The organism is Weissella paramesenteroides ATCC 33313, from assembly GCF_000160575.1.
GTDB lineage: Bacteria > Bacillota > Bacilli > Lactobacillales > Lactobacillaceae > Weissella > Weissella paramesenteroides.
Map to the genome: position 1 here is coordinate 44585 of NZ_GG697137.1, position 12984 is coordinate 57568.

General features: G+C 37.1%; 14 protein-coding genes. 2 read left to right on the top strand and 12 right to left on the bottom strand.

Going from position 1 to position 12984, the window contains the following annotated elements:
- Positions 1-2 precede the first annotated feature (2 nt).
- The 7 genes from HMPREF0877_RS09495 to HMPREF0877_RS09525 form a co-directional block, all read right to left on the bottom strand.
- On the bottom strand, positions 3-674 hold the full coding sequence (locus HMPREF0877_RS09495; protein ID WP_002829186.1) for a type 1 glutamine amidotransferase: 672 nt from the start codon (positions 672-674) through the stop codon (positions 3-5).
- Between the two features lie 126 nt (positions 675-800).
- Complete coding sequence (locus HMPREF0877_RS09500) at positions 801-1043, bottom strand: single-stranded DNA-binding protein (protein ID WP_002829187.1); 243 nt, start codon at positions 1041-1043, stop codon at positions 801-803.
- A 211-nt stretch (positions 1044-1254) separates the two neighbouring features.
- Positions 1255-3060, bottom strand: coding sequence for an oligopeptide ABC transporter substrate-binding protein (locus HMPREF0877_RS09505; protein WP_040761226.1), 1806 nt, complete (start codon positions 3058-3060; stop codon positions 1255-1257).
- A gap of 118 nt (positions 3061-3178) precedes the next feature.
- Positions 3179-4123: an ABC transporter permease gene (locus HMPREF0877_RS09510; protein WP_002829190.1), complete on the bottom strand. Its 945-nt coding sequence runs from the start codon at positions 4121-4123 to the stop codon at positions 3179-3181.
- 16 nt (positions 4124-4139) lie between these two features.
- Positions 4140-5096, bottom strand: coding sequence for an ABC transporter permease (locus tag HMPREF0877_RS09515; RefSeq protein ID WP_002829191.1), 957 nt, complete (start codon positions 5094-5096; stop codon positions 4140-4142).
- A 6-nt stretch (positions 5097-5102) separates the two neighbouring features.
- Positions 5103-6050: an ABC transporter ATP-binding protein gene (locus HMPREF0877_RS09520; RefSeq protein ID WP_002829192.1), complete on the bottom strand. Its 948-nt coding sequence runs from the start codon at positions 6048-6050 to the stop codon at positions 5103-5105.
- On the bottom strand, positions 6047-7072 hold the full coding sequence (locus HMPREF0877_RS09525; RefSeq protein WP_002829193.1) for an ABC transporter ATP-binding protein: 1026 nt from the start codon (positions 7070-7072) through the stop codon (positions 6047-6049). The genes HMPREF0877_RS09520 and HMPREF0877_RS09525 overlap by 4 nt, the downstream gene beginning before the upstream one ends.
- 294 nt (positions 7073-7366) lie before the next feature.
- Between HMPREF0877_RS09525 and HMPREF0877_RS09530 the strand changes: the two genes are divergently transcribed.
- Positions 7367-8269 carry a DMT family transporter gene (locus tag HMPREF0877_RS09530; protein WP_002829194.1) on the top strand — a complete coding sequence of 301 codons (903 nt, stop codon included), beginning with the start codon at positions 7367-7369 and terminating at the stop codon, positions 8267-8269.
- On the opposite strand, the gene HMPREF0877_RS09535 is transcribed toward HMPREF0877_RS09530, so the two are convergent.
- The 5 genes from HMPREF0877_RS09535 to HMPREF0877_RS09555 form a co-directional block, all read right to left on the bottom strand.
- Entirely contained in the window at positions 8270-8731 is a 462-nt protein-coding gene (locus HMPREF0877_RS09535) for a GNAT family N-acetyltransferase (protein WP_002829195.1), read from the bottom strand.
- A gap of 9 nt (positions 8732-8740) precedes the next feature.
- The gene (locus HMPREF0877_RS09540) at positions 8741-9241 is read right to left on the bottom strand and encodes a YbaK/EbsC family protein (RefSeq protein ID WP_002829196.1); all 501 of its coding nucleotides are present in this window, start codon (positions 9239-9241) and stop codon (positions 8741-8743) included.
- A 49-nt stretch (positions 9242-9290) separates the two neighbouring features.
- Complete coding sequence (locus tag HMPREF0877_RS09545; protein ID WP_002829197.1) at positions 9291-9740, bottom strand: GNAT family N-acetyltransferase; 450 nt, start codon at positions 9738-9740, stop codon at positions 9291-9293.
- Between the two features lie 81 nt (positions 9741-9821).
- Positions 9822-11207, bottom strand: coding sequence for an MFS transporter (locus tag HMPREF0877_RS09550; RefSeq protein ID WP_002829199.1), 1386 nt, complete (start codon positions 11205-11207; stop codon positions 9822-9824).
- Positions 11208-11348: 141 nt separating this feature from the next.
- Positions 11349-11747 (bottom strand): LysM peptidoglycan-binding domain-containing protein, encoded by a 399-nt coding sequence (locus HMPREF0877_RS09555; protein ID WP_002829200.1) that lies wholly within the window; start codon positions 11745-11747, stop codon positions 11349-11351.
- Positions 11748-11920: 173 nt separating this feature from the next.
- Between HMPREF0877_RS09555 and HMPREF0877_RS09560 the strand changes: the two genes are divergently transcribed.
- On the top strand, positions 11921-12820 hold the full coding sequence (locus tag HMPREF0877_RS09560; protein ID WP_040761233.1) for a YihY/virulence factor BrkB family protein: 900 nt from the start codon (positions 11921-11923) through the stop codon (positions 12818-12820).
- Positions 12821-12984: the final 164 nt, after the last annotated feature.

The window sequence follows — 12984 nt, forward strand, 5'->3', positions numbered from 1 at the left end:
ACTTACTTATCAGCCGTAATAAAATCTAAAATTTTAAACATGATTGCTCTATTGATATCAGGAACTGGTGTCTCTAAGATATCATCCGCTGTCTGGTTAAAAATTGATCCCTGAATATACGGAAAGTCATTAACCACCATTTCACGAACATTATCAGCTAGTGGTTCAAAATGAAATTGTAGTCCCACTACCCGATGGTTCATCACAAACCCTTGGTTTTTAACTGCATCACTAGAAAATAGTAATTCTGCCTCTTTAGGCACTTCAAACATTTCTTCATGCCAATGTAATGCCACTAATTCTTCAGGGATGTCAGGGATAATTTGACTCTGCCGATACACTGGCCCCCAACCAACTTCCTTGGCTGGCGCCTTTGAAATTGCGTAGCCTAGTGTCTTAGCGATTTGTTGTGCGCCATAGCAGGCACCAAACATCGGTATGTCTTTGTTTAACAACTCCTGAATGAGTTCACGTTCTTGTTTGATCCATAACAAATCATCATTTGGACTCATTGGTCCGCCCAAAATAACTAACAAATCGGTTTCATCAACCGTTGGTAAATAGCCAAATTGATAGGGATGATAGATAAATGTTTGATGACCATTTGCTTGTGCCCAGTCCAAAATTGAACCAGGACCTTCATTAGGCGTATGTTGCAATATATTTATTCGCATAAAAACCTTTCCACACCAAAAAAGTGTCACCGGCAATTTGATATGGGTTTCGCCTGCAACTACCCGTGATATTGATTAATTATAACAATACTTTTAACTAGCTAACATTCAAATATGCATGAATCATTATTTTTTCTGATACTGACGTCGTCCATGTTGCTTATCTTTGGGTAATTCTTTAACATCTGGATAACGCCCCTGCCGGACTTGCCGCAAAAACTGATTACCAGCCATCACTTTGTCCCCGATATACAATTGGTCCCAATCTGACTCACCATACAAACTTGGCAACGAGAACTTTTCACCAGCATCAATCTTTTTTAGATTAGCATCAAAAACATCAAAAATTGGTTTCATATTTTCTTTCATGACATCCCCCTTTAATAACGAATCATCGTACTACCTTTGATGTTATTATAGAACTTCATCTCCAAGTATTGTTTTTATTGCCCTTGCAACAATATCTGGATGTTCCCAGTGAATTTGATGACGACTAAATAAAACAAGGAAGAACCTGAAACAATTTCAAAGTCCTTCCTTTACCTTTTATTTTTTTATATCTATCTCTAGCTCATTTATTCTACTTCAATTTTGAAGAAGTCAATGTCAAATTATTCCAGAAATAATTGTTTCCATTACTCAAATCAAAGCCTTTCACACGCTTGTTAACAGGTACCCATTGGTAACTATTATCTGAAGCAACGTAAGCAGCTTGATCATTCATATAGTCTTGCCACTCCTTGAACTTATCGGTACGATATTTATCATTCCAAGCCTTCTCACTGTTCAAGTCATTAATCAACTGCGTATTTTTCTTCGTAACAAAGTGACCCATGTTAAACGGTGCATCTGCGCCATATAGTTGTGTTGGTGTTGGTTCAGAAGACAAACTCCAGGCAGCAGCAAAGATATCAATTTTGTTTTGCTTTGGCTTTTGCAAAGTATCATAGAAACTATTCATTTCCATTTCCTTACCAGTAGCCATCTTGACGTTCAAACCGATCTTACGCCAACGTTGCAAGTAATCTTGATAAGTTGCGTGACTTGTAGAACTACCCTTCATAGCACCAAAGTAAATAACCAACTTCTTACCATTTGGTTGTGTACGCCACTTACCATCTTTCTTATATCCAGCCTTATCAAGTAACTTAGCTGCTTTCTTTGGACTGTATGGGAATCCCTTAGCCGATTGGTCAGAATACTTATCAAAGATTGGTGGAATCAAAGTCTTGGCACGCCATCTAACACCATTTCCGAATTTCTCATTTATGGCATCTTCATTAATCGCGTACATCATTGCTTGCCGTAGATTCTTATTTGCCATCTTAGACTTAGGGTCCATCACGTTAACTTGTTTCTTTGTGTCATATTCACCAACGTTAAATCCAAAATAGTTGTATCCTAGATCAGGATGACCAACAATCTTGTAATTCTTGAGATTTTTCAGATTCTTATAGCTGGTACCACGCATAACACCTGCTGGTGTGGTAAAGTCATACTTTTTGGTTTGGATGGCTTTATCAATACTATTAGATGAAACAACATTGATCGTGATGTGCTTAATCTTTGGTGCCTTGCCCCAATAGTACTTATTTGGAGACCAACTGGTCGACTCTCCTTCAACGACCTTATCCAACTTATATGGGCCAACGAAGACTGGATTCTTTCGAACCTGGTCAGAAGCTGCTAGTTTATCAATAGCAACACCCTTATATAGGTGGTATGGTGCGACAGTCCCCCAAACAAAGGAGTTACCAGCAAATTTCATACTTGGTGACAATGAATTGTACTTAATGACAACCGTCTTACCATTTTCACCATCAGGATAACTGAAACCAGAAATCGTTGAAGCCTTTCCTGAATGATAATCAGCCATGCCTTCAATTCGCTCAAAATCAGCTGAATATTGTGATGATGTTGACTTAGGATTAGCAATAATTTCATATGGGTACTCAACATCACGGGCAACAACTGGTTGTCCATCAGACCATTTGGCATTATCACGAATAGTAATCGTAACTGTATTATTCTGTCGATCTAATTTCTGATTAGCTAACCCACCATCAATTATTTTAAAATTATCATCCACATTAAACAAAGTACTATTTCCACCCGGACTGAATACGTTAGAATCTTCTTGATTATCTGCAAGTGTTGGCTCTGTAATTCCCTTAAAGGGTGAATCATTTGGTTCAGCTACCTTTAAAGTACTCTCATTATTTGCCTTCGTACTTTCCTTAGCACTATTCTTAAATGTGTCGGATAGTTTTGCCCTTTTCGTAGCCGCTGAAACTGTGGTTGTATTATCGATACTGAAAGTAGCTAACGATACGGCGGCCAAAACAGCCGCTGATGATACAGCCCATTTTTTACTGGTCTTGTTCATACGCTTTCCCCATTTCTTTTTCAACTCATGAAATCACCTAATATAACGACGACTTTAATTAATATTTATCACCTGATACACCACCACCCTATATGTTTTAAAGATTCCCTGTAACATGTTATTTAGCTGCCCGACGTTGTGATGCATTTGCAGCTCGGCTCATCACTTGACCGATATAACTAATTGACAGACACAAAATTATGATTTCGATTGCTGCTGGTAACCATGTCCACCAGTATTGTGTAATATTATTGGGATCATTCGCATTCGCAATCAAAGTACCTAATGATGGAATGTTTGATGGTAACCCAAATCCCAAATATGATAGTCCAGTCTCAACACCAATATTTTCAGCAAATGACAAAGTCGTATCAACAATAATCAATGAAGAAATGTTAGGCATAATTTCTCTAAAAATGATTTTCCAAGCACTAGTTCCAGAAGTAATTGATGCAGATACATAATCTTTCTTGCTTTCCGCCAACGTGCGAGATCGAATCAATCGTGATGTTCCCATCCAATAAAATAATGAGAATATTAATGTCAATGTGACTGAATTATAGTTATCAATAATGGTGACAAGTACAATAATCATCATGGTCATAGGAAGCATCATCATGAAGTCATAAACACGCTGCATCCCCCAATCAATGTAACCACCAAAATACCCAGAAATTAAGCCCCAAGCAATACCAAAAGTTGATGATATAACCGTCAACCCAATCGCGATACCAATCGAATTACGCGACCCAACAATTAATTGCATCGCAATTGATCGTCCATTAGCATCTGCACCTAGTAACAAGCCCTCATGTCCAGGTGGTGTTAAGTACGCCATGATGTTAGTTGTCATCATCTTGTCACTATTAATAAATAGTGGTGCAATCATGACAAATAATATGAACCCAACCACAATAATCAACGCGATTAACGCTGGCCGATCCGCCTTAAATTCGTTCCACAAAATCTTCGTTGATGAAGGGGCCGCTTCTTGCTTGGCTTCAGCAGTCAAACGTTGCAATTCTTGAGGTGATATTTCAGTCACTCTACTCGTTGATGCCATTTCATATGCCCCCTTTCTAACTGATTCGAATCCGTGGATCCACAATACTCAAAATAATATCTGATAATAATGTTCCTAGTAAGTTCAAAATACCAAACAACAATACCAGTGCCGTAATAACGGTATAATCACGGTAACTAATTGAATCAATAAATAACATGCCCATACCTGGATAAGAGAAGATTGTTTCAGTAAAAATTGATCCATTCAATAATCCGGTAATTGAATAGCCACCAAATGCAGCAATCGGTAAGAGGGAATTGCGGAAAATATGGTGCCGATAAATCGCTTTACTTGGCACCCCCTTTGACCGTGCCGTTCTAACATAATCAGAATGCTTAGCATCAATAACCTCAGAACGCATATACTGCACAATATTCACGGTTCCAAATAATGCGCCTAATAATCCTGGCAATAAAATGTGGAAGAAGCGTGAGCCTAAGGTACCAAACCCTTCAGCATTTGCGGAAACCGATCCCGTTGTTGGAAACCAATTTAAGACGTAACCGAAAATCCACAATCCAATGACTAAAATAACGAAAAATGGAATACAGTAAGTCACGTAGGTATACACTCGAATAATTGTGTCTGGTAACTTACCTTCATGTTTTCCTGCATATAAACCAAGTGGCAGAGCAATTAAATAGGTTAATACCATGGTAAACAATGATAACCACAACGTGTTGATGGCTCGTTCACCAATCAAATTAGAAACTGCCTCATGATACTGATAACTTTGCCCCAAATCACCATGGAATAAATGAACCACCCAATTCCAATACTGTTGATACCATGGGTCATAGAGACCATTAATTTGTTTCAAATGTTCAATTTGAGTTGCACTTGATCGCGGATTGATTGAACCTGTAAATGGATCACCTGGCATCGCCTTAGCTAACAAAAATACCAACATACTTAGCAAAATGACTTCGGGAATCATGATTAAAATTCTTCGAAAAATTGTTTTCCACATTAACCATCACCCCTTTGCTAGCTTTTCTTCTGGCAATGCCACAAAATGCGTTGGTGACACTTGAATTAGTGGATACGCCAAGCCGTCTTTATCATAATATTGACTTGATTGTTCTTGATAAATTTTTTCAATTTCTTTCCGTTGCTGCTGTCGTTCCTTACGATGTGCCACATCTACTTCAGGAATTGCTGCTAATAGTCGCTTAGTATAAATGTGCATCGGATGTTCATAGATATCTTCACGTGTCCCTACTTCAACCAAACGTCCCTTATTCATAATGGCAATATTCTGACACATATGACGAACGACACCTAGGTCGTGTGAGATAAATAAATAAGAAATCCCAAATTCACGTTGAATTTTTTTCATGAAATTCAACACTTGTGCTTGAACGGATAAATCCAACGCAGAAACTGGCTCATCTGCAATGATTAGCTTTGGATTAGTTGCCACTGCACGTGCAATGCCAATACGTTGCCGTTGACCACCTGAAAATTGATGTGGATACTTATACAGTGACTCTGGATTCAAACCAACCGTATCTAATAGTTGTAAAACACGAATTTTTTCATCTTCAGCTGACAAGTGTTGAAAATTTCGTAATGGTTCAGCAATAATATCTAACACTCTTTTTCGGGGATTTAAACTAGATAACGAATCTTGGAAAATCATCTGAACATTCTGGTTATATTTTATATTGCGGCGGGCGCTACCTTTCGTAATATCGACTCCTTCATAAAGAATCGATCCTGATGTTACATTTTCTAGACCCACAACTGACTTACCCGTTGTTGATTTTCCTGAACCAGACTCACCAACTAATCCGTAGGTTTCACCAGCCTCAATATTAAAATTGATGCCATCTACAGCCTTAACCTGATCGGTCACTCGATTCAAAAAACCTGAACGAATTGGGTAATGGACTTTTAAATTTTTGATTTCAATTAAACTCATACCCGACTCTCCCCCAAGCTTTTAAAATAAAATTCTTTATAACACGTGCACCTAACCTGATGCCCGGGTACAATTTCATGCATTGTGGGATTCTCTTCATGAGCCTCTGCTGAAATCCAAGGAATTCGTGCCGCAAAACGATCACCTGTCTGAGGCATGCGTTCAATAGATGGCACACTTCCTTGAATAACATACAAGTCGTCATTATCGACATCTTGATCCCCTTGTGGCATCGAACGTAGTAGCGACCTTGTATATGGATGACGTGGGTCACCAAATACTTGTTCCGTTGTACCACGTTCAACAATTTCACCGGCATACATCACCGCAACTTCATCCGCTGTTTCGGCTACAACCCCTAAATCATGAGTAATCAAAATAATTCCTGCATGATTTTCGCGTTGAATCCCCCGCAAAACATCTAATATCTGTACTTGAATCGTAACATCTAAAGCGGTCGTTGGTTCATCTGCAATGATGATATCTGGTTTACAAGCAATCGCAATGGCAATAATTACTCGCTGGCGCATACCACCAGAAAGTTCATGCGGAAATTGATTCGCCGTTCGTTCTGGATTAACAATGCCTACTTGATCTAATAATTCAATGACACGATCATGTTTCTCTTTGGCTGTCATTTCCGTATGATAATCCAATACTTCCTTAATTTGATCCTCAATTCGCTTCAAAGGATTTAAAGCTGATAGCGGATCTTGAAAAATCATTCCAATCTTAGCGCCACGTACTTCGTTTAAGCCTTTTTCGTCAAATTGTAATAAATCCCGCCCTTCAAATAAGACTTGCCCTGAAATATGGGTTACATCTGGATTATGCAGCCCCATGATAGTTGTCGCCAATGTACTCTTTCCACACCCAGACTCACCAACAATTGCTAATATTTCATCTTTTTTTACTTCTAAATTTACGTGCGACACCGCATCATAGTACTGCCCACTAATTTTAAAAGATGTCGAAACATCATTTAGTTCTAGCAACACATTGTCTTCAACCAATCTACTCACCTCATATCATCGCGACATAACATCCTCTGCTTAAATTTATCATATTTTTTTAATATTATAATAAACTGACCGCAATACTTCAAGTTATCTTTTAATTTTTCTATAATCTTATTGTAATTTATAGGTGAATTGTTCGTGTTTAGTGCATATAAAAAAACATCATATCAGCACTTATTGATATGATGCCATTTAAAATGATATACATTTTTCAAGACGATTATTAATGTGAAATTCCCAAATTTCCCCGCTTTTTTTGTAGTATACTAACCTTAATTTGAATGATTGGGGCAGATTATGGCAAAAAATAAAGGGCTATTTTTTATCATCGTTGGCGGCATACTATGGGGTGCATCCGGGACTTGCGCACAAATACTTTTACATGATACTGGTCTTTCGACATACTGGTTAACTGGCATGCGACTATTATGTGCGGGTATTTTATTATTAATTTACAGTTATCTACATACACATCAAAGTATTTTCACCATTTGGCGGTCACCTAAGATGGCCAGTCAATTACTCATTTTTTCTTTTATTGGCATGCTTCCCTCACAGCTAGCTTACTTTATGGCTATTAAATATGGTAACGCTGCTACTGGGACGATTCTACAATTCTTAGGGCCAATTTTTATTTTACTATTTTTAATTATACGTTGGCGCCTAAAGCCTTCTCGTACAGATATCCTATCTGTCCTACTGGCATTTTTAGGCACTTTCCTGCTGGTAACACAAGGTAATATTACCCAACTAGCGCTTTCAATCAGTGCCATTGTTTGGGGAATTTTATCAGGGTTAAGCCAAGCATTTTATAAAATTCTGCCCGGTAAATTATTGAAAAGCTATGCGACAGAATTAATAACTGGTTGGGCGATGCTTTTAGGAAGTATTCCTTTCCTACCATTGTTAACGTCTCATGCAATGCCAACATTTTCGCTTAATTCTTGGCTTGAAATTATCTTCATCATTGTGTTTGGAACAGCCATTGCTTATCTCTTTTATCTATCCAGTCTAAATTATTTAAAACCCACGACAACGAGTATGCTAAGTGCTTTTGAACCGCTAACTGCCACTTTTCTTGCAGTGGTATTCTTAGGTACGCCCTTTAATCTGGTTCAAATACTCGGCGGTGTATTAATTATTGGTGTCACATTCCTACAGGCATTATCTGCCAGAAAACCAATAAATGATCATTCATAGTTAAATTTCTTTCTCCATCACAATATCTGTTGCATGCAATCCTAGTTTTTCATAAACATGGATTGCTCTTTTATTGTGTCCAAATACATGTAACCGTAAATATTTATAACCGTATTGCTTCATTTTTTCGGTCGCTAATTCTAATGTTTGCGTCCCTAATCCTTGATTTTGGAAGTCAGGATAAATATTAATGTCATAAACAAATGCAATCTCATCATTTCCACGATAAGCTGCTAACCAAATATATCCTTTAACCTGAACATCCTCTTCAACCATATAAAAATAATTTTTCTCTGTTTCTAAACCATTTGGTAGTAATGTTTGATATTCATTTTGAGCCAATGTAGTCGCCTTAGATAGAGAGATTTTTTCTGCCTTCACCTTTTCTGCAGCATACGATCGCATACCTTGCTGTAGATATGTCTGAAATTCATCTGCAGTCATTATACGTAATTTAGCCATCCTGTCCCCCTAATCTAAATCAACAATCATCATTTGATGATGTGAATATTTTATAATTTTTAATAAATCCTCATACGTTACAAAAACAGTTGCTGTATTACTATTAGGATGAATACCAATACTATCAACTTTTTGTAACTCTTTATCCAACAACACCGTCACTTGATTTTGTTCATCATGTGGTAAGCCAAGTGGTGTAACAAAACCTGGTTTTAAACCTAAAACATCCGCCAAATCCATTTCGTTTGCAAAGCCTAATTTACTCCGACTCAATTGCAATTGTGGTGCCAATGTCTTAAAGTCAACTTTCTTCTGTCCAACAACGATACAGAGAAAGAATTCATTTGTTTTTCTTTTTTTAAGGAAAAGATTTTTTATCACGACATCATTTGGCAAATCTAATTGGTTAGCTTCTGCCATTGTCCAAACAGCTTCATGCTTGACTTCATTATAGGGAATAGCATTTTGTTGCAGAAAATCAATTGCTTCTTCGTATGCAGATAGAGTCATCGTCTCCCCCTTTCTCCGGTACAACTAGCAAATATCAAAAATTATGCATTTAAGCTAATGTTTGCCTATACAACTTCATCTGTCTATCCATAAAATCTGTTATCATTTTTTGATATTGAAACCCTAGCTTCTCATAAAAATCTTTCAATTGTGTCATGACATAAATTTCTTGATAACCAAGTATCCGCGCTTCATTAAGCACCAATTTAACAATATGACTAGCAATATTTTGACTACGATAGTCTGGTAGTACATACAATGTACTAAAATAAGGGGATTCAGGGATATTGGCAATATCCTGATCAACTAACGCACCAACACCCACAGCTTGATCTTCATCCAATGCAATAACTACTCTTTCGTTATTGCCCATTTGCTTGGCCATTTTCTTAGCAATAAATTTTGCTCCCGACCATTCAAAGTGATTGACTTGCTGTTGGTAATTGTCCCAAATATTAGGAGCAATATTTGATTGCTTTAGTACTTTATAGTTAACCATGATTTTCCTCCCTCTTTTATCTATTTGTACGATATCAAAAAAGCGACCAATATGTAAACCATACTAGCCGCTCAATTATAACTATTTTGCTGTCTTTGTCTTCATATAAATTACTAACCAAATCAAACTGATAGCAACAATGACTGTGCTAAACCAGATTAGATGACTGAATCCAGTTGCTGTCTGAGTTGCGATTGCTGCTTTGGTTGTTCCTGATGTTTGGATAAACAATGCCGCAACAGTTGTCCCAACAGCTCCGATGAATTGTTGCACCGTATTAAAAATGGCATTAACATCCCCAGATTGTTGGGGTTTAACTTCAGCCACACCGGCAGTCATTGCCACACTAAACGTTAAGTTTCGTGCCAAAGTGAATACAACATACACAACGGTTAAGCCAATCGTCGCAATATTTGGTGCCATCACTGAGAAAATAATCATGACAACCAGGAATCCAAGTGATCCCCATGTCAATGGCTTATTAGCTCCTAAACGATCATACATTGACCCATAAACTGGTGCAACTGCTGAACCTAATAACGAACCAGGCATTAGAATAAAGCCTGCAACCATTGTTGTTGTCCCCAATGTTAATTGACTATACTGTGGTAAAGCAAAATTAACGGCCAAGTTAATGGCTTGGGATGTTGCATAAATTAATAATGCCATAACCAGAGCCTTGCTACGGAAAACACTGACATCAATTAATTGATTAGTTGATCGTTTTGCAGCTTGGATAAATCCAATCATCGCAACAATGGCTACTAATGCCAAAATGATAATCGCGGCAGTGAGTCTACCAGACTCTAGTTGCCCTAAAGCTAATATCGCTGATACTAGAGAAATACCGATTAATATAAATTGACCATAGGCAAATTTATTTTTTGATGTTGGCTTCTGATTATCTAAATTAAACCAGCCAATTAACAATGAAATAATTGTCACGGGTAGAATAATCATAAAAATAGCCCGCCAACCCAATGTATAAGTGACAACTCCTCCATAAACTGGTCCTAAAGCTGGGGCCAAAGAAATAATCAATGTTCCAAAGCCCATATATTTACCAAGTTGTGACATTGGGACACTGGTAAATATAACATTAAAGGCCAGTGGTAAGGCAAAACCTGTTCCAACTGCCATAATCAATCGACCGAATAGTAATAACCAAAAACTTGGTGCAATAATTGCAATAATATCGCCCACTACAAAGGCAATCCAACCAATCATGTAGGTTTGTCGTTTACTTAAAATGGCGTTAAAATGTGCTGATGTTAACATCAATAGCGCAACAACCAAAAGATATGCTGTTGTTAACCATTGGACAGTTCCCATTGACTGGTGAAATTGTTGAATTAATTCTGGAAAGGTCACGTTCATTGACGTTTCCGTTAAAATACCTGAAAAGCCCAAGATTGCTGCTGCGACAATCGACCAAATAACTCTAGATGAAACTTTTTCTTCGTTCATAACTCCTCCTACTTATCTAAAAGTGCCTGATTTCCATTTAAGCACATTTTTAGGGAGCGTGTAAGTATCATTTATGTTACAAAAAGAAGTTGGAACAAATTCCCTTGTTCCAACTTCTTTTGGCTAAAAATGTAACGCAATTTATGAAGAGCTTTTTACCTTCAGCGTCTGTCCAGCTTCTAGATTATCCAAATCAATTGATGGGTTTAAATTCTGTAATTGCGTAACCGTTAGCCCGTATTTTGTGGCAATTGCGTAACCAGTTTCCCCTTGCTGTACCGTAACCTTCTTCTTAAAAGAGGTTGTTGCTTTACTACTTGTAGAGCTATCTACAGCACTATCTGATGATGAGGCAGCTTCAGTTGTTGCACTTGATTTACTACTGCTGCTAGAACTAGTTGAAGCAGATGTTTGTTGCGTATCTTTATTAGTTAATGCGCCATAAGCAACTGGTACAGTAAAACCAATAGCAAACAACACTACATAACCGATAAAGATAAATGCCCAAAATTTCAATCGTGAAGGACGTCTTGATTTCATATTTTCTCACCTTTGTTAATTATTGTGAATAGCGTAACATGTCTATGGATAATTTGCACTTATTTTACAATTTTTGATTTATATAATAGTTAAAAATAATTAATTGTACGAACTAGCCATTTATTTGCTAAAATAAAATGATTATTGTCAATTTTATCAGGAGAATTGAAGTCGTGAAACAATTTTTTAAAAATCTTATAAATAACAAACTGGTAGCGACAATTATTGACGTGACCTCTCGGGTTGATATTATTACAGCTAGTTCATCGATTGCCTACTTCGGACTATTATCAATATTCCCTGCCATCGTCATCTTGGGAACTTTACTACCTTATTTAGGATTAAAAATTGATACCGCATTAAAATATGCCCAAACTGCTGTTCCCGAATCTGTCTTTACTTTTATTGAACCAATTATTCGATCAATTCTAAGTCAAAATGGCGTTGGCGTTCTATCAGCTTCTATTATTATCACACTTTGGTCACTATCTCGTGTGGTCTCTTCAATTCGTATTGCTCAAAATGGTATTTATAATGTACAAGCAAACAGTGTCGCTATTTTTGATCGTTTCATTTCAATGTTTTGGCTAATTATTATTCTGGCCATTATTGGTGTCTTATTAATTATTGCATCAGTTGGCTCAAACATTTTAGAAGCCTTACCAATTAGCAGCAACATTGTTTATCAAATTGAATCAGCGAAGCGTTTAGTTGTTATTTTAGGATTATTTATTGGCGCGTTTTTATTCAATACCCTTTTACCAATCAAAAAACCTCGAATTATTTGGATTTTAATCGGAACAATCATTCAAATCACGCTTGTTATTTGGCTTGCCAAAGCATTTGGATGGTATGTTAACATTGCTGCACAAGCCTTTACTTTTTACCAAGCTTTAAGTTCAGCAATTATTTTGTTACTATGGATCAATTTTATCGCCCTAGCATCATTGATTGGGACAATAATTACAGCCATTTTAGAGGAACTATTTCCACCACGGTCAAGTGACAGAGCCAGTAATTGGTACATTTTAAAATTATTTTTCCGTAATTCAGGAAAAAACGTAAAAAAATAGTTGTATTGTCGGACGAAGTGCGTTATATTAATAACAGTTAATAGGAATCGCATTCCCTTTGACTATATGTACAACAGACTCATAACACTAAGTCAATTGGCTTAGCCGTAGGACTAACTGACCTACAACCTACTCCTTAAAATATATCCATAGACATTTCTTAC

What these genes read in the sequence shown, in the direction of transcription:
- HMPREF0877_RS09535 (WP_002829195.1), bottom strand. Translation starts at nt 8,731, where the DNA reads ATGGCTAAATTACGTATAATGACTGCAGATGAATTTCAGACATATCTA.
- HMPREF0877_RS09510 (WP_002829190.1), bottom strand. Translation starts at nt 4,123, where the DNA reads ATGGCATCAACGAGTAGAGTGACTGAAATATCACCTCAAGAATTGCAA.
- HMPREF0877_RS09495 (WP_002829186.1), bottom strand. Translation starts at nt 674, where the DNA reads ATGCGAATAAATATATTGCAACATACGCCTAATGAAGGTCCTGGTTCA.
- HMPREF0877_RS09505 (WP_040761226.1), bottom strand. Translation starts at nt 3,060, where the DNA reads ATGAACAAGACCAGTAAAAAATGGGCTGTATCATCAGCGGCTGTTTTG.
- HMPREF0877_RS09550 (WP_002829199.1), bottom strand. Translation starts at nt 11,207, where the DNA reads ATGAACGAAGAAAAAGTTTCATCTAGAGTTATTTGGTCGATTGTCGCA.
- HMPREF0877_RS09500 (WP_002829187.1), bottom strand. Translation starts at nt 1,043, where the DNA reads ATGAAAGAAAATATGAAACCAATTTTTGATGTTTTTGATGCTAATCTA.
- HMPREF0877_RS09555 (WP_002829200.1), bottom strand. Translation starts at nt 11,747, where the DNA reads ATGAAATCAAGACGTCCTTCACGATTGAAATTTTGGGCATTTATCTTT.
- HMPREF0877_RS09540 (WP_002829196.1), bottom strand. Translation starts at nt 9,241, where the DNA reads ATGACTCTATCTGCATACGAAGAAGCAATTGATTTTCTGCAACAAAAT.
- HMPREF0877_RS09520 (WP_002829192.1), bottom strand. Translation starts at nt 6,050, where the DNA reads ATGAGTTTAATTGAAATCAAAAATTTAAAAGTCCATTACCCAATTCGT.
- HMPREF0877_RS09545 (WP_002829197.1), bottom strand. Translation starts at nt 9,740, where the DNA reads ATGGTTAACTATAAAGTACTAAAGCAATCAAATATTGCTCCTAATATT.
- HMPREF0877_RS09515 (WP_002829191.1), bottom strand. Translation starts at nt 5,096, where the DNA reads ATGTGGAAAACAATTTTTCGAAGAATTTTAATCATGATTCCCGAAGTC.
- HMPREF0877_RS09530 (WP_002829194.1), top strand. Translation starts at nt 7,367, where the DNA reads ATGGCAAAAAATAAAGGGCTATTTTTTATCATCGTTGGCGGCATACTA.